Here is a 16,181-nt window from a genome sequence, read left to right as displayed (position 1 = left end):
CCTGGTGAAACGGGGAGAAGGTCCCCGGTTATTTCGCGTGGCGATGTGACCTGCGCCACTCGTCTTGCGGACGGGGAGGATGCGGGCAAAGACGCGGGCGGGGGTGCGGCTCGTCGTACGGGAGGGACGCGCGGGGGCGCAACCGCGCACGGGAGGGGCGCGGCGCGGGCAGCGGGGACAGGGGCGCGGACAGCGGGGGCGCGGCGGCCGTGACGGTGACTGCGGCCCGCCACGAGGCCGTCACGCGCACGGCGCGGCGGCCCGACGCCAACCCGCGCGCACGCCGCACCAGTTGACCGTACGCGGACGTCACGTACCGCCGGACCGCACTCCCCAGGTTATGTGAGGGGCCATCAGATTCACGCCCAACGCGCGCGGTGCCGCCCGAAGAATCCATATGCCGTAACTGAGCGCGCACCTGACCGGCCGTCGGATCAGGCTGATTCCCATGAAGAAGGCAACCGCCACCCTGGCGACCACCGCAGCCGTCACGGCCGCCCTGGCGGCCACCGTCTCCCTGGCCACGCCGCGCGCCCGGGCGGCGGTCACCGCGCCACCGGCCGCCGCGGGGGCCCCGAGCGGTCCCTGCGCGCTCGGGGGAGCGCCCGCGGGCGCCAACGAGTCCACGGTGACCCCGGCCGGCTTCGCCAGGTCCAGCGGTACGGTCAAGGCCCTCACCCTGCTCGTCGACTTCCCCGACGCCGCCGCCGCCATCACCCCGCAGGCGCGCTACGGGGAGTTCTTCCCGGCCGTGGCGGACTTCTTCCGGACCAGTTCCTACGGCAGCCTGGACTACCGCTCGACGCCGCTGCTCAAGTGGATCCGCATGCCCCACACCTTCGCGTCGTACGGGATCAAGCGCGGCTCCACCTACGACCCCGCCTCCGACGCCGGGTACCACGCGCTCTCGCGGGACCTGGTGCGCGCGGTGGACGGCGAGGTCGACTTCCGCTCGTACGACCTGGTCAACGTCCTGGTCACACCCAACGCGGGACCACCCGCGACGGAGTCCGTGCTGTCCTCCACCTTCTCCGGCGGCAAGCTGGTGCCCACCGCCGACGGCGTGCCCTTCCGCAACGTCTCCTTCATCTGGAGCCGGCAGACCGGCGACAGCGCCTTCCGGGTGGTCAACCACGAGAACGGCCACATCTTCGGGCTGCCCGACCTGTACTACACCGACGGGCGGCGCGCGCCGGCGCCGGTCGGGCACTGGGACCTGATGGCCGAGGACTGGGGGCCCACCAACGACCTCATGGGCTGGCACAAGTGGAAGCTCGGCTGGCTCGACGCCGGCCAGGTCGACTGTGTGAACAAGGCCAAGGCCGTCTCCGAGCACACCCTCACGCCCCTCCACACCCCGGGCGGCACCAAGATCGTGGTGATTCCCCTCTCCCCGCACAACGCCTTCGTACTGGAGGCCCGGGAGCGCGGCCCGCTGGACCCGGCGGTCTGCCGCCCCGGGGTGCTGGCCTCCCAGGTGTTCACCACCCTGCCGTCCGGACAGGGGCCCGTCCGCGTCCTGGACGCCACCCCCCGCAGCGGCGGCTGCCACACCGGGGACCGGAACGTCGACGCGGAGCTGAGCGACGCCACCATGCGGCCGGGCCAGTCCTTCACCGACTCGCGCAACGGGACGACGGTCACCGTGCTGGAGAAGGACGCCGCCGGCAACTACCGCGTACGGGTCACCGCGCCCGGCGACGCCTCCCCGTCGCCGTCGGCCACGCCCACCGCGCCGGGCACCGCCACCGCGCCGGGTACGGCCACCGCGTCGCCGCAGCCCGTACCGACGGCCCCGACGCCGCCGACCGCGCCGCCCGGCACACCGGAGGCCGCCACGGCGGCGGTGCCGTCACCGTCGGCGGCCTTGCCGTCGGCCGTACAGCCGTCGGCGCCGGCGGGCTGACGACCGGCGGGCCGAGGGCACCGGCGGGCGACGGCCAGGTATGCCACATAGGTCCCACGGCCACCGGGTACCCGCACGGGAGTGAACGACAGTCCACTGTCCAACGAGTGAGAAAGGCGGATCATGCTTTTCCTCGTCGCAGCCCTCCTCCTGTTCGGGGTTCTTCTGGGCACCGCGGCACACCTCCCCGTCCCCGTCACGCTTCTCGCGGCGGCGGCCGTGGTCCTGTGGCTGGTCGTCTTCTTCGTCCGCGAACGCCGTCACACCGGTGAGGGGGCGTCGCGATGACCACGCTCACCTCCCGCACCCGCCCCTCGTCCCGTGACGCACGGAACGACGCACGGAACGACGCGCGGAACGCCGGCCGGATCCACGCCGACAGAATGGCCGTGACGTCCTTCGTCCTCGGCCTCGTCGGGACCGTGATCTTCAACGTCGTTCTCGGCCCGTGCGCGCTCGTGCTCGGCGGGCTGGCGCTGGCCCGCGGCACCGGCCGCCGCGGCCGTGCCGTCCTGGGCATGGCCCTCGGCGCGGTGGACCTCATTCTGCTGGCCGTGCTCGCCGGAGTGGACGCCACGCCGAGCTGGAGCATCGGCGGCTGAGCGGACGATGAAATCCCCGCGTGGGCGCCACCGGCTTACGGCCCGGTGGCGCCCACGCTTTTCCGTGGGGTTTCCGGACCGTTTCCCCGGCCGGCGTCACCTGCCCATTCGGTACGCGGCAGAACCGCAACCGGATTATGTTAATCCCGGACGAAAGATGACGGGCCCACCGCCCGCCTCGGCATCAATGAATAGCTGCTCACCTGCGCCGGAACCGCCCCGCGCAATAGGCGGTGGATTCGCAAGGCTTTTCAGTACCTCCAGATGTGAGACAGCTCACAGCTTTAACCCGTTGTCGCCGTCACCGGATGACCATCTAAAGTTAATCAAAGTTGTTTCGCTGTTCGGCATTCCGGGGCTTCGGCATTCCGGCACCGATTCGACCGGCGACGGGGTGGGGTTGTGCGGCAGGTCATCGGACGTCCGTACGCGCTCGTACGGCAAAACGCACTCGTACGGCAAATCATGCTGATACGGCGGAGCGACCGGGAGGTATTCCCGGCTTTCTGAACGCGGAAAGGCCCCGACACGAACACGCACGGCAGCTTCATGCCGGAATGCGTGGTCGCGCCGGGGCGCGGGGACGTGCGGAGGCATGGCGCGCGTGGCGGTGGGGGCCGTCAGAAGCGCCCGGAGGAGTCTCCGTGCAACAGGGCGCCGCCGAGGGGGGTGATGGTGTGCTGGACCTTGTTGAAGGTGCGCAGGGTGGTGATCAGTCCGGCCGCGCGCAGCACGGAGGTGTGCTGGCTGGCCGCCGCCGAGGAGATGCCCACCCGCTCGCCGACCTCGGTGGTCGTGCAACTGCTGGTCAGCGTCTCCAGTACGGACGCCCTGGTCCGGCCCACGAGCGCGTTGAGCGCGTTGTCGGTGGACTCCTTGGTTTCCCACAGCGAGTCGGCCCATTCCGGGCTCACCGGTGTGGGATAGATCAGCGTCACCGCTCCGCCGTCGGTTTCCGGGCCGACCAGCACGGGCGGGCGACCGTTGAGGAAAAGGGAGGGCACCAGCGCGAGGCCGGCCGACTCCAGTTTCAGGTCCTCGCCATTTCCCGGGACTTCGAGGGTCGGCGGTGTCCAGCGGATGGCCGGATGCAAAGTGGCCAGGAGTTTGCCCACTCCGTCCCCCAGCATGATCTGGCCGCGCGCGGTCCGGTCGGCGTTCAGCCGTCTGGCGATGGCCTTCCAGTACGGCGCGACCGCGATCCGGTGGAACTCTTCGAGGTCCTGGACGACTTGTGGCTTGATCCGCGAGGCGGGTGCGCCCGGTTCGGCGCCCTCCAGCCGGCGCACGACCTGATCCATGTCGGGGAACGGCCGTACGGCCTGGGCGAGTTTGACCAGCGCCCGGACGTTGCTGACGCTGCCTATCTTTTTCCGCCACGGCTTGAACACCGGGCCGCCGCCTCCCACGCTGAGCATTTCCAGCGCGAAGAGAGCCTCACGTAATTGGCTTACCTCGGGCAGAACTCGAGTTCTTGACAAACTTTCTGACGTAAAATATATGCGACGCATACTCCCCCGCAGGATCCGTGCGCATCATCGACCCGGTCTTGGGATTCACCGGCGACAAGCCGCCCCACCGTCCAACTCGTAAGACCATTCGACGGTACCACGAGTTTCCGGGAGGCAATCGGGAACATTAGTGCGCCCTCGCCCCCGTGGTCTTCATCGTGCTTCGCCCCCGGAGCATGCGACAGGGGAGCAGCCATGCCTATGAGGGTTCAGCTAACTGCACCCGCCGCCGACGGGCAAGCTGAAGGCCGGCAGACATCATCCCAGGTACAGGGCGCGAAGTTGCAGGCCCGTCCAAAATATCCGTGCATCGGCCATCCTGCTCGGCCGCGCCGTCACCCGCTCCCGTACCGGGCGCCGACCGGCGATCTGGCCGAAATGACATCGTGACTGCCGAGTAGCGTCCGGCCGGCCGACCCCACTTCCACAAAGGGAGTGTGCCGCCCGGATGTCAACTCCGTGAATTATCAGGCCAAACGCCGGACGCGCCGGCGGATGGCGCGCTTTACCGCATGCACAAGATGTTCCACAAGCGCGCGAACTCGCACGGACGCGTTACGGAGCCGGGTCCGTGCATTGCGATAAAACAGGTCGATCGACCCGCTTATAAAACAGGTCGATCGTCCTTTTGATAAATATCACCGCAAGGAATCCGCCGATTTCGCGGGCGCGCACGGCCCGCTCGGGACGCTTCCCTGCGGACCCGCCCCGTGCGACGGTGCGTGCACGGTGCCTCCACCCCTGGTGCACGCCCGGTTCGGCGCGGTCGCGTGGCCCCGTACGCCCGAGTACGGGGCGCGCCCCGGCCGTACCGACTTGGCCGAGAATGATCGCTGCGTGGCCGGACGGGAGCGAATCCGCGCCGATTTGGCGGGACGGCGTGCCGCGGCACCGCGGACTCCGGTCAGCGCAGCATTTCGGCTACGAGAAAGGCCAGTTCCAGCGACTGGCGGTGGTTCAGGCGCGGGTCGCAGGCCGTCTCGTACCGGCGGTGCAGATCGCCGACCAGGACCTCGTCCCCGCCGCCGATGCACTCGGTGACGTCGTCGCCGGTCAGCTCCACATGGATGCCGCCCGCGTGGGTGCCCAGCGCCCGGTGCACCTCGAAGAAGCCCTCGACCTCGTCCAGGATGTCCTCGAAACGGCGGGTCTTGTGTCCGCTGGCCGCCTCGAAGGTGTTGCCGTGCATGGGGTCGCAGACCCACGCCACGGACGCGCCGTTGGCCGCCACCTTCTCCACCAGCACCGGCAGCCGCTTGCGGACCTGGCCGGCGCCCATGCGGACGATGAACGTCAGCCGGCCCGGCTCGTCCTGCGGGTTGAGCCGTTCGATGTAGGCCAGCGCCTCGTCCGGCGTGGCCGTCGGACCGAGCTTGACGGCGATGGGATTGCGGATCCGGGAGAAGTACTCGACGTGCGCGCCGTCCAGCTCCCTGGTGCGCTCGCCGATCCACAGCAGGTGCCCGCTGGTGGCGTACGGCAGGCCGGTGCGGTCGTCGGTACGGGTCAGCGCCTCCTCGTAATCCAGCAGCAGCCCCTCGTGGCTGGCGAAGAACTCCACCGCCCGCAGCTCCTGGGGGTCGACCCCGCAGGCCGCCATGAAGCGCAGCGAGCGGTCGATCTCCCCGGCCAGCTCCTCGTAGCGGCGGCCCGCGGGCGAGTCGTCGACGAAGCCGCGGTTCCAGGCGTGCGCCTGGTGGAGGTCGGCCAGCCCGCCGGTGGTGAAGGCGCGCACCAGGTTCAGCGTCGCCGCCGAGGACTCGTACATCCGGCGCAGCCGTCGCGGGTCGGGGACGCGGGAGCCGGCGGTGAACTCCAGGCCGTTGACCGCGTCGCCGCGGTAGACGGGCAGCTCCACGCCGTCCCGGCGCTCCACCGGGCGGGAGCGCGGCTTGGCGTACTGGCCGGCGATCCGCCCCACCTTGACCACCGGTACGGAAGCCGCGTAGGTCAGCGCCACGGCCATCTGGAGCAGCGTGCGCAGCTTGCCGTTGATGGCGTCGGCGGTGGTGCCCTCGAAGGTCTCGGCGCAGTCGCCGCCCTGGAGCAGGAACGCCTCGCCCCGGGCGACGGCCGCCATCTTCTCCCGCAGCCGGTCGCTCTCCTCCGCGAAGACCAGTTCGGGGGCGCGCGACAGGCCGTCGGTGACCTCGCGCAGCAGGACCGGGTCGGGCCACGGGGGCTGCTGCGCGGCCGGGAGGGAACGCCAGGAGCCGGCGGCGCCGGAGGTCGGAAGCTGATTCGTCACGGCTTCATCACGGCCTTCGCATGGAGAGATCTGCCGAACGGGAAACGAGCGGGGATCGAGCGGTAACGAGCGGGGATCTGGCTGGGGATCGAGCGGTAACGAGCGCGCATCACGGGAATCGCGGCGAGCGCGGGAAAACGCCGGCGGAATCGGGGCGGGTGCCGACCCGGACGCAGGGCCCTGCCCAAGGATTTCAGCCGGTCGTCCGAATGCGGTCAAGCATCCGCCGAGTGGTCCGCATCGGGGTCGCCGGATTGGTCTGGTCGCCTCCGGCGGTGCGGTGTTTGGCTGGCCGAAGTCGCCCCGGCGGTCGGGCAGTCACGGCCGGAATGCGCGCGGGGGCGGAACAGAGAAGGAATCCAGATGGCATTCACGACACGAGTCGATGCCGGGACCGGCGCCGCGTCAGGTGCCGGTCAGACACCGGGCACGCCGTTCGCCGTGCGCGTCACCTCCTCGGAGCTGCCGTCGCACGATCCCCTCCATTTGTACGAGGCCCTGGCCGGCCCGCTCGGAGCGGAGGAGGTCTTCCTCTTCGAAAGCCTGGCCGGCCCGGAGAAGGACCGCCGTTCGGCGGTGGTCGGCTTCGGGCGGCTGGCCGAGATCCGGGTGTACGCCCGGCACGTCGAGATCGCCGGCCCGGCCGCGTTGCGCGGTGCCGTACTGGCCGTCGCCGACGCCGCCGGGATGACCGCGGACCCGGGCGCCACCGGGGCCACCACCGGAGCCGGAGAGCACGCGGCGGACGCGGCGGACGCGGCAGACACGTCGAACGCTGCGGACGCGGCGCACGGAGCGGACGCGGACGCCGCGGTGGCACGCCGCTTCGACCGTCCCGAGCAGTTGTGGGAACTGCTGCGCCGGGCCCAGGAGCTGTTCGCCGTCGAGACGGACGTGCCGCGGGACACCTACGCCTTCGGGTTCCTGACCACGCTCGCGTACGAGGCCGCCTGGCACATGGACGAGCTGCCCGCCCGCGAGTCCTCGCGCGGCGGCCCGGACATGACCTTCACCCTGGTCCGTGACACCGTCTGGTACGACCGGCTGACCGGCGAGACCCGCCACCGGGCGGCCCGCGCCGAGGTCTTCCCGCCCGCGCCGCCGCTGGACCTCGCGGCACACGCCGAGGCCGCCGCCCGCGCCCCGCGCGGGGAGGAAGCCCCGCAGGCGCCCGCGCCCCGTTCCGTACGGGACAGCGTGGCGCGCGAGACGTTCCTGGACTGGGCCCGCCGCTGCCTGGAGCACATCCGGATCGGGGACATCTACCAGATCCAGATCGGCCACCGCATCGACGTCGAGACCGAGCTGACGCCCGTCGAGGTCTACCGGCGGCTGCGCTCGCGCAACCCCTCCCCGTACATGTACCTGATGCCGCGCGCGGACCAGACGGTCATCGGGGCCAGCCCCGAGCTGTTCTTCCGCACCGAGGGCGACGAGATCCTGATGCGGCCGATCGCCGGGACGACGCGGCGGGCGGAGTCGGCGGAGGAGAACCAGCGGCGCATCAAGGAGATGCTGGCCAGCACCAAGGAACAGGCCGAGCACGTGATGCTCGTCGACCTGTGCCGCAACGACATCGGCCGGGTCTGCCGGCCGGGCACCCTGGCGGTGGACGACCTGATGACGGTGGAGGCGTACTCCCACGTCTTCCACATCGTCTCCACCGTCGCCGGGAAGCTGGAGGACGACGCCGACGTGTGGCGCTCGCTGTGCGCCACCTTCCCCGCCGGCACGATGACCGGCGCCCCCAAGCTGCGCGCCATGGAGATCATCGACGGCATCGAGGAGGAGCCGCGCGGCCTGTACGCGGGCGCGGTCGGCCTGATCGACGTACGGGGCTGGAGCGAGCTGGCCCTGTGCATCCGCACGATCGTGCACGACGGCCGGACCTACTCCACGCAGAGCTCGGCGGGTGTGGTCGCCGAGTCCTCCCCGGAGGGCGAGTGGAACGAGACGCTGGCGAAGATGGGCGCCGCCTACTGGGCGCTGACCGGTGAGGAGCTGTCGTGACCAAGGTGCTGCTGGTGGACGCGTACGACAGTTTCGTCCACATCATCGACCAGTACCTGCGCACGCTCGGGGTGACCACGGAGGTGGTGCGCTCCAAGACGCGTACACCGGAGGAGCTGGCGGAGCGCCGTCCGGACGCGGTGGTGCTCGGGCCGGGCCCCGGCCACCCCGCCGACTCGGGCCATGTGGAGCTGGTGCACCGTTTCGCCGGCGAGGTGCCGCTGCTGGGGGTGTGCCTGGGCCACCAGGCCATCGCGCTGGCCTTCGGGGGCGCGGTGGAGGTGGCCGACCATCTGATGCACGGGCGGACGAGCACGGTGCGGCACGACGGGTCCGGGATCTTCCGGGGCATGGGGCGCAGCACGGTCGCCACCCGCTACCACTCGCTGATCGTCTCGCGTCCGCTGCCGCCGGAGCTGGAGGAGACCGCCACGGCCGAGGACGACGGCTATGTGATGGCGCTGCGGCACCGGACGCTGCCGGTGGAGAGCGTGCAGTTCCATCCGGAGAGCATCACCACCGAGGACGGGTTCCGGCTGTTGGAGAACTTCCTCGCGGTGGGCGTCGGCTGAGCGGCGTACGGTACGCGGCGGGCGGCCGGGCACGACGGGGCGGACACGCACGGCGCGGGGGTCACGCACGGCGCGGGGGTCACGCACAGCGCATCGGGCCCGCCGCCGCCGGCTGCCGCTCATAGGCGCCGCCCAGCGCCCGCACCGCTTCCGCGATGCCGGTACGGGGCACCGCCGTGTAGCCCACCACCAGCGCGGGCGCGGCCCGTTCGGGGTGGGCGTGGTGCGGGCGCCCGCCCCGTACCAGCACCGACCGGCCCAGCGCCCGCGTGACCAGCGCGTTCTCGTCGACGCGGTGGGGCAGCCGTACGTACGCGTGCAGCCCCGCCGCCGCCCCGGTGATCCGTGCGCCGGGCAGATAGCGGCGTACCGCCTGGTCCAGGGCGGCCCGGCGGACCCGGTAACGGGCGCGCTGACGGCGCAGGTGGCGGTCGAAGTGGCCCGAGCGCAGCAGTTCGGCGAAGGCGAGCTGGGTGAAGATGTCCGAGCCCAGGTCGCGCTGGGAGCGCACCCGCTCCAGCGGCCCGATCAACTGGGGCGGTACCGCGAGCCAGCCGAAGCGCAGCCCGGGGGCCAGGGACTTGCTCACCGTGCCGCCGTACACGACGCGTTCGGGTGCCAGCCGCTGGAGCGCCGCGGGGCGGGCGCCGCGTTCGAGCCACAGGTCGCCGTCGTAGTCGTCCTCGATGATCCAGGCGTCGTGCTCGCGGGCCCACCGTACAAGGGCCTCCCGGCGCGGCCCGGAGAGCGTCGCGCCGGTGGGGAACTGGTGGGCGGGGGTGACCAGGACGGCCCGCGCGCCGGTACGGGCCAGCGCGGCCACGTCGATGCCCTCCTCGTCCACGGGGACCGGCCGTGGACGCAGCCCCACCTCCTGGATGAACTGCCGCTGCCGGTGGTGGCAGGGGTCCTCCATGGCGATGTGGTCGATGCCCAGGCCCGGCAGGACGGTGCACAGCAGGGCCAGTGCCTGCGCGAAGCCGGAGACCGCCATGACCTGTCCGGGTGTGGTGCGCACCCCGCGGGCCCGGCCGAGGTACTGGGCCAGTTCCTCGCGCAGCTCGCCGGAGCCGGACAGCGGCGGGTAGTCCAGGTCGTAGGGGTCGGCGCTCTGCAGGGCGCGTTGGTAGGCGGCGAGCCATTCGCGGTGCGGGAAGTCGGCGCCCTGGGCCGTACCGGTGCGCAGGTCCCAGCGGACCTGTGGCGCAACCCCGTTGTCCAGGAGGGTGGGGACGGCCGGGGCGGGGGTGACGTGCGCGGCGACGCGGGTGCCGGAGCCCTGGACGGCTTCGAGGTAGCCCTCGGCGATGAGCTGTCCGTACGCCTCCACCACCACGCTGCGCGAGACACCGAGGTCTTCGGCGAGCTGGCGGCTGGAGGGCAGCCGGGTGCCCGGGCGCAGAACTCCTGTGGAGATCTCGGCTTTTATCGTTCCCTGGATCTGCGCGGTGAGCGGCTCCCCGGACTCCCGGGACACGTCTATCAGGGCGTGCCAGGCCATTTCTTCTCCTCCCGGGAAGTGGACCGGATTCGCTGCGGGCGAGTGGTCTGGTGACCGGTTGACGGCGGATCGCAGACTTGCCCCGTGCTGACGAAAGGGGATTCCTGGTGACCGGTACGGATCGGCAGCGGTCCTGGCCCGTGCTGCTCTCGGCACTGCTGGCGGGGGACGATCTGCGCGCCGAGGACACGGCGTGGGCGATGGACCAGGTGATGCGCGGGCATGTGACCGACGCGCAGATCGCGGGGCTGCTGGTGGCGCTGCGCACCAAGGGCGAGACGGTCGAGGAGATCGAGGGGCTCGTACGGGCCATGTACGAGCACGCCGTCGCCCTGGAGGTGCCGGGGCCCGTCCTGGACATCGTCGGCACCGGCGGCGACGGCTCCAACAGCGTCAACGTCTCGACCATGTCGGCGATCGTGGCGGCCGGTGCGGGCGCCCGGGTCGTCAAGCACGGCAACCGCTCGGCGTCCTCGGCCTCCGGTTCGGCCGACGTCCTGGAGCACCTGGGCGTGGCGCTGGACCTGCCGGCCGCCGAGGTCGGCGGGCTGGCGGGCGAGGTCGGCATCACCTTCTGCTTCGCGCCGCTCTTCCACCCCTCGATGCGTCATGCCGCCGCCGCCCGCCGCGAGCTGGGCATCCGTACGGTCTTCAACGCGCTGGGCCCGATGACCAACCCGGCGCGGCCGGCGGCCATGGCGGTCGGCGTCGCGGACGCGGTGCTGGCGCCGAAGCTGGCCGGGGTGCTGGCCCGCCGGGGCGTGAGCGCGCTGGTCTTCCGCGGGGACGACGGGATGGACGAGCTGACGGTCACCACTACCTCCACTGTCTGGTCGGTATCCGGTGGTCGGGTGCGCCGGGAGACCTTCGACCCGCGGGAGATCGGGGTCGCCCTGGCGCCGCCGGAGGCGCTGCGCGGTGGCGACGCCGCCCACAACGCGGGCGTGGCACGCGCCCTGCTGGCGGGCGAGTGCGGGCCGGTGCGCGACGCCGTACTGCTCTCGACGGCCGCCGGACTGGCGGCCCTGGAACCCTCGGACCGTCCGGTGGCCGAACGGATCGCGGCGGGGATGGAACGGGGCGGCCGGGCGATCGACACGGGGGCGGCGGCCGAGGTCCTCCGGCGGTGGGCGGCCGTCTCCACGAAGCTGGCGGCGGGCCGGTGACCCGGCTCCTGCTGTGAGGCCGGCGCCGGGCGGGCCGACCGGGACCTGGGGAGGATTCCGGATCGGTCGCCCGGCGCCCTCGCGTTGTGCTGTCTTCGTTCGCGTTCCCGGTGTCTTCGGTCGCCGGCCGGCTCCTGTGGGGTGCGCTCTCCCGCTGCCCGTATGACGTCCGCGTGCGGGAGGAGTTCCGGCCGTAGGGACCCGTACCGGATGTCCTGCGGAGTGTGTGACCGGCCCGTACGGTGCGCGCGTACGGGCCGGGGCTTGGTGGCGGGGCCGCACGGCCGGAACCGTTCAGCGGCCCGGGTCAGCGGGCGCCGGCCGCCAGCAGGGCCGTCAGCGCCGGGCCCGGCCCGCTCTCGCCGGTGACCAGCGCCTCGCCCACGAGCACCGCGTCCGCGCCGTGCGCGGCCACCGCGGCCACGTCCTGGGGGCCGCGGAACCCGGACTCGGCGACCCGTACCACGCTCGGGGGAATCCGGGGCGCGAGCCGGGCGAAGGTGTCCCGGTCGACGTCGAGGGTCTTCAGATTGCGGTTGTTGACGCCGATCATCGTGGCGCCGGCGTCCAGCGCGCGGTCGGTCTCGGCCTCGTCGTGCACCTCCACCAGCACGGTCAGGCCCAGTTCGGTCGCCAGCGCCAGCAGGTCCCGGAACAGGTCCTGTTCGAGCGCGGCCACGATCAGCAGCGCCAGGTCGGCGCCGTGCGCGCGGGCCTCCCAGAGCTGGTAGGGGGTGACGATGAAGTCCTTGCGCAGGACGGGGATGTTGACCCGGGCGCGTACGGCGTCCAGGTCGGCCAGCGAGCCGCGGAAGCGCCGCTGTTCGGTCAGGACGCTGACCGCGGCGGCACCCGACTTCTCGTACGTGGCGGCCAGCGCCGCCGGGTCGGCGATGTCGGCCAGTGCGCCCTTGGAGGGGCTGGCCCGCTTCACCTCGGCGATGACCTGGATTCCGGTGGGCTTGCGCAGCGCTGCCACGGCGTCCAGCGCGGGGGCGGTGTGCGCCACGCGGTCGCGCAGTTCGCGTTCGGGCACCCGCCGTCGACGCTCGGCAAGGTCCTCGCGTACTCCGTCGATGATCTCGTCGAGCACGGTCATGGGGTGTCGGTCCTCTCAGGGAACGGAAACGGTGACGCGGTGGCGGGCGGACCGGGAGCGCCGCGCCGTGGAAGGGAAGGACGGTGCGGCGCTCACCGGGGGCGGGCGGCCGTCAGGCGCGCTCGCGCAGCTCCAGGGTGCAGCACTTGACGCTGCCGCCGCCCTTGAGCAGCTCGGACAGGTCCATGCCGATGGGCTCGAAGCCGCGCTCGCGCAGTTGCCCGGCCAGTCCGGTGGCGGCCTCGGGCAGTACGACGTGACGGCCGTCGCTGACCGCGTTGAGGCCGAAGACCGCGGCGTCCTCGGGCGTGGCGAGCACCGCGCCGGGGAAGAGGCGCTGAAGTACGGCCAGGCTGCCCGGCGTGAACGCCTCCGGGTTGTACATGACCTCGTCCTCGTCCAGGACGGCCAGCGCGGTGTCCAGGTGGTAGTAGCGCGGGTCGGTCAGTTCCAGGCCGATGACCGGGCGGCCGAAGAACTCCTGGGCCTCGGCGTGGCCTTCGGGCGCGGAGCGGAAGCCGCGGCCGGCCAGCACCCAGCTCCCGGTGACCAGGAAGTCGCCCTCGCCCTCGTTGATGTGCTGCGGGTCGTGCAGTTCGGTGAAGCCGTGGGTGCGGAACCAGTCGAGGTAGGCGGGGCCCTCGGCGGTGCGCTCGGCGTTGCGGAAGCGGGCGCCGAGCACCTTGCCGTCCACGACGGTGGCGCCGTTGGCCGCGTAGACCATGTCGGGCAGGCCCGGGAGCGGGTCGATCAGCTCCACCTTGTGGCCGAGTTCGAGGTAGAGGGCGCGCAGCCGTTCCCACTGGGCGACGGCCAGTTCGGTGTCGACCGGCTTGGCCGGGTCCATCCACGGGTTGATCGAGTAGGTGACCTCGAAGTGGGTGGGGCGGCACATCAGGTAGCGGCGGGGCCGCTGGGTGCGCGGGCCGCTCGCGCCGTCGCTGTGGGGGCGGGGGACAGCACTCATGACTCTCCAGTCGGGGTGAGGAAGGAGGGGGGACGGGCCGGGGCTCAGGGGTGGCGGGCCACCGGCCGGCCGGGAGGTGCACCGGCACGCCCCGCGACGGCGGTGGGGTCCGCGTGGTCCACCGGGTGCGGTGGACCGCGCGGAAGACCGTGCGCGGGCTTGCGCCGCGCACGGTCTGGTCCATGTACGGCCAAGCTTTCAGCAGGGCCCGGTGTCCCGACAGGCTTTTAAGCGGAGTTCAAAACACGCACTCCAGGGCCGCGTTTTCCCTCGTGGGAGGGGCTGGGAAGGCGGCTTCGAAGGCAGCTTCGAAGGGGGCACGGCCGGGGTGGGCGGCCGGGGCCTCGTGGCCTTATGCGGCGATCGGGACGATCTTGGGGTTGGCCAGGGCCCGGTAGTCCTCGGAGGCGAGCGCCACCGACAGGTCCAGCCGGGCCGCGTTGAAGTACAGCGTGGGCTCGCCGAACAGCGCGGTGTCGGCCAGTACGGACAGCTCGTCGTGGAAGGAGAAGGGGATGATGCTGCCGCTGACGCAGCCGGACAGGGACTCGGCCAGCCCGCGCGGGGCCAACTGGGCCCGCTGCCCGCCGCACTCCCCCGCCACCCGCGCCAGGTCCACCCGCCGGTCGCCGGGGACCACCGCCAGGACGTGCCGCTCGGCGGGGGTGCCGCCGAGGACGGTGACGATCATGCACTTGGCCGCTGCCGACAGGGCGTGCCCGCGCAGCGCGCTGGCCCGTACCGTCTGCCCCTCGGGGGCGTGCTCCAGGAGCTCGTACCGGGCGCCGCCCTCCTCCAGCAGGCGCAGCAGCCGCTCGGAGGCGAGGTTCCCGGACGCCTTGGCCGCCTCGCTCATGACCGCGCCGCCTGATCGGTGAGGGAGGCGGGGGCCTGACCGGAGGCGGGGGCCGCCGGACGGGGGGCGGGCGCCACCGGCCGCATCCAGGAGAAGCGGTCGGGCAGTTCGCCGCGCTGGATGCCGAACAGGGCGTCGGAGAGCCTGGCGGTGACCTCGCCGACGGGGCGCTCGCCCGCAGTGCCCACCGTCCACGAATCGCCGCTCGTGCACACCTCGTTGACGGGGCTGATGCGCGCGGCCGTACCGCAGGCGAACACCTCGGTGATCTCACCGGACGCGCACCCGGCGCGCCAGTCCTCCAGGCTCACCGGCGCCTCGGTGGCCGGGATGCCCAGCGCGGGTGCCAGCCGCAGCAGCGCGTCGCGGGTGACACCGGGCAGCAGGCTGCCGGACAGCGGCGGGGTGACCAGGCGGGCCTCGGCGCCCGCCCCGTACACGAAGAAGAGGTTCATGCCGCCCATCTCCTCCACCCACCGGCGCTCCGTCGGGTCGAGCCAGACGACCTGGTCGCAGCCCTTGTCCTGGGCCTCCTCCTGGGCCCGCAGGCTGCCCGCGTAGTTACCGGCGCACTTGGCGGCGCCGGTGCCGCCCGCTGCCGCGCGGGTGTACTCCTCGGTGACCCAGACCCGTACGGGGCGCTGCGAGCGGCCGAAGTAGCCCTCGGTGACGAAGGCGAGCAGCAGGAAGCGGTACTCGCGGGCGGGCCGCAGCGCCAGGGTGCGTTCGGAGGCGAAGGTGACCGGCCGCAGGTACAGGCTCGTGTTCGGGTCGTCGGGAATCCAGTCCTGGTCCTGGGCGACCAGGGCGTCCACGGCGGCCAGGAACAGTTCCTCGGGCAGCTCGGGCATCATCAGCCGGTGCGCGGAGGCGCGCATGCGGCGGGCGTGCGCGTCGGGCCGGAAGACGGCGACGTCACCGGTGTGCGAGCGGAACGCCTTCAGGCCCTCGAAGACGACCTGGCCGTAGTGCAGGCCGACCGTGGCGGGGTCCAGCAGCAGCGGCCCGTACGGCTGGAGTTCGGCCTCGTGCCAGCCCTGCTCGGCGGTCCACTTCACCGAGACCATGTGCTCGGTGAAGGCGGTGCCGAACGTGGGCGAGGCGGTACGTTCCGCGCGCTGCTGCGGCGTCAGCGGATGGGCTACGGGTTTGGACACGATGTGCACTCCGGCCTCCTGTGGCGGTTGTGCGGGGCGATCGGTCGGGCCGGCGGGTGCGGGGCGCACGTGTGGGGACGCGGGCACGGTCGGGCCGCCGGGTGGGTGCGCTGCTCGCCGTTGAGCAGGAAGTGGTGCGGTGGGGGGGGTACGCGCGGGAGCGGGCGTGGGGGAGGTGGGAGGAAGTGGGGGAAGCCAATGTGCGGGGGCTGAGCGGGCGTGCCGGGGCGCCGGACGGCCGGCGCGCCGGGGTTCCACGACCCGGCGCGCAGCGCCCGTCGTCCCCGGACGGCCGGCGGCCCGGGGTGTGTCAGGCCGGTCCGGCGATCAGCGGCTCCGGGCCTGGGCCTGGGCCAGGCTCCCGGGGCGCCGGCCGGTCCGTACGGCGTTCACGAAGTCCAGGCACTCCGCGCGGCGCTGCGGGCCGAAGACGACCCGCCAGCCGGGCGGGATCTGGGCGAAGGACGGCCAGACGGAATGCCGTCCTTCCTTGCTGCTGACCACCAGATAGAAGGTCTCATCCAGATGGAAGGTCTCATCCGGATAGAAGGTCTCATCGCTGCGGAACGGTTTCGGCATTTCTGTT

14 protein-coding genes are annotated in these 16,181 nt (G+C 72.3%); 6 read left to right on the top strand and 8 right to left on the bottom strand.

The features are described from left to right. Nucleotides 1–448: 448 nt before the first annotated feature. The 3 genes from KGS77_RS20525 to KGS77_RS20515 all read left to right on the top strand — a co-directional run bounded on the left by KGS77_RS20525 (nucleotide 449) and on the right by KGS77_RS20515 (nucleotide 2,508). Nucleotides 449–1,906: a M6 family metalloprotease domain-containing protein gene (locus KGS77_RS20525; RefSeq protein WP_347404510.1), complete on the top strand. Its 1,458-nt coding sequence runs from the start codon at nucleotides 449–451 to the stop codon at nucleotides 1,904–1,906. Nucleotides 1,907–2,029: 123 nt separating this feature from the next. Continuing rightward, the gene (locus tag KGS77_RS20520) at nucleotides 2,030–2,194 is read left to right on the top strand and encodes a hypothetical protein (RefSeq protein WP_242583970.1); all 165 of its coding nucleotides are present in this window, start codon (nucleotides 2,030–2,032) and stop codon (nucleotides 2,192–2,194) included. Continuing rightward, nucleotides 2,191–2,508, top strand: a complete 318-nt coding sequence (locus KGS77_RS20515) for a DUF4190 domain-containing protein (RefSeq protein ID WP_242583968.1) — start codon at nucleotides 2,191–2,193, stop codon at nucleotides 2,506–2,508. Before KGS77_RS20520 ends, KGS77_RS20515 begins: the two co-directional genes overlap by 4 nt. A 620-nt stretch (nucleotides 2,509–3,128) precedes the next feature. Here the strand turns inward: KGS77_RS20515 and KGS77_RS20510 are convergent. Continuing rightward, nucleotides 3,129–3,926, bottom strand: coding sequence for a winged helix-turn-helix domain-containing protein (locus KGS77_RS20510; protein WP_242583966.1), 798 nt, complete (start codon nucleotides 3,924–3,926; stop codon nucleotides 3,129–3,131). Between the two features lie 997 nt (nucleotides 3,927–4,923). Beyond that, nucleotides 4,924–6,267 carry a 3-deoxy-7-phosphoheptulonate synthase class II gene (locus KGS77_RS20505; protein WP_242583964.1) on the bottom strand — a complete coding sequence of 448 codons (1,344 nt, stop codon included), beginning with the start codon at nucleotides 6,265–6,267 and terminating at the stop codon, nucleotides 4,924–4,926. 363 nt (nucleotides 6,268–6,630) lie between these two features. Between KGS77_RS20505 and KGS77_RS20500 the strand changes: the two genes are divergently transcribed. Then, nucleotides 6,631–8,277, top strand: a complete 1,647-nt coding sequence (locus KGS77_RS20500) for an anthranilate synthase component I family protein (RefSeq protein ID WP_242583962.1) — start codon at nucleotides 6,631–6,633, stop codon at nucleotides 8,275–8,277. Continuing rightward, nucleotides 8,274–8,849, top strand: coding sequence for an aminodeoxychorismate/anthranilate synthase component II (locus KGS77_RS20495; protein ID WP_242583960.1), 576 nt, complete (start codon nucleotides 8,274–8,276; stop codon nucleotides 8,847–8,849). The genes KGS77_RS20500 and KGS77_RS20495 overlap by 4 nt, the downstream gene beginning before the upstream one ends. 79 nt (nucleotides 8,850–8,928) lie before the next feature. Here the strand turns inward: KGS77_RS20495 and KGS77_RS20490 are convergent, their stop codons facing one another. Next, complete coding sequence (locus tag KGS77_RS20490; RefSeq protein WP_242583958.1) at nucleotides 8,929–10,350, bottom strand: PLP-dependent aminotransferase family protein; 1,422 nt, start codon at nucleotides 10,348–10,350, stop codon at nucleotides 8,929–8,931. Nucleotides 10,351–10,457: 107 nt separating this feature from the next. Between KGS77_RS20490 and trpD the strand changes: the two genes are divergently transcribed. Beyond that, on the top strand, nucleotides 10,458–11,516 hold the full coding sequence (gene trpD / locus KGS77_RS20485) for an anthranilate phosphoribosyltransferase (protein ID WP_242583953.1): 1,059 nt from the start codon (nucleotides 10,458–10,460) through the stop codon (nucleotides 11,514–11,516). Between the two features lie 307 nt (nucleotides 11,517–11,823). Here the strand turns inward: trpD and trpC are convergent, their stop codons facing one another. The 5 genes from trpC to KGS77_RS20460 form a co-directional block, all read right to left on the bottom strand. Next, entirely contained in the window at nucleotides 11,824–12,615 is a 792-nt protein-coding gene (gene trpC, locus KGS77_RS20480) for an indole-3-glycerol phosphate synthase TrpC (protein ID WP_242583951.1), read from the bottom strand. A gap of 112 nt (nucleotides 12,616–12,727) precedes the next feature. Next, on the bottom strand, nucleotides 12,728–13,582 hold the full coding sequence (ddaH, locus tag KGS77_RS20475; protein ID WP_242583949.1) for a dimethylargininase: 855 nt from the start codon (nucleotides 13,580–13,582) through the stop codon (nucleotides 12,728–12,730). Nucleotides 13,583–13,934: 352 nt separating this feature from the next. Next, nucleotides 13,935–14,438: a YbaK/EbsC family protein gene (locus tag KGS77_RS20470; RefSeq protein ID WP_242583947.1), complete on the bottom strand. Its 504-nt coding sequence runs from the start codon at nucleotides 14,436–14,438 to the stop codon at nucleotides 13,935–13,937. Beyond that, on the bottom strand, nucleotides 14,435–15,595 hold the full coding sequence (locus tag KGS77_RS20465; RefSeq protein ID WP_242583945.1) for a branched-chain amino acid aminotransferase: 1,161 nt from the start codon (nucleotides 15,593–15,595) through the stop codon (nucleotides 14,435–14,437). Before KGS77_RS20465 ends, KGS77_RS20470 begins: the two co-directional genes overlap by 4 nt. A 327-nt stretch (nucleotides 15,596–15,922) precedes the next feature. Continuing rightward, nucleotides 15,923–16,174 carry an MbtH family protein gene (locus KGS77_RS20460; protein ID WP_242583943.1) on the bottom strand — a complete coding sequence of 84 codons (252 nt, stop codon included), beginning with the start codon at nucleotides 16,172–16,174 and terminating at the stop codon, nucleotides 15,923–15,925. Nucleotides 16,175–16,181: the final 7 nt, after the last annotated feature.

The organism is Streptomyces sp. MST-110588 (genome assembly GCF_022695595.1).
GTDB lineage: Bacteria > Actinomycetota > Actinomycetes > Streptomycetales > Streptomycetaceae > Streptomyces.
Note: the sequence above shows the minus strand (reverse complement) of the source record. Positions and strands in the feature narration are given on the sequence as shown.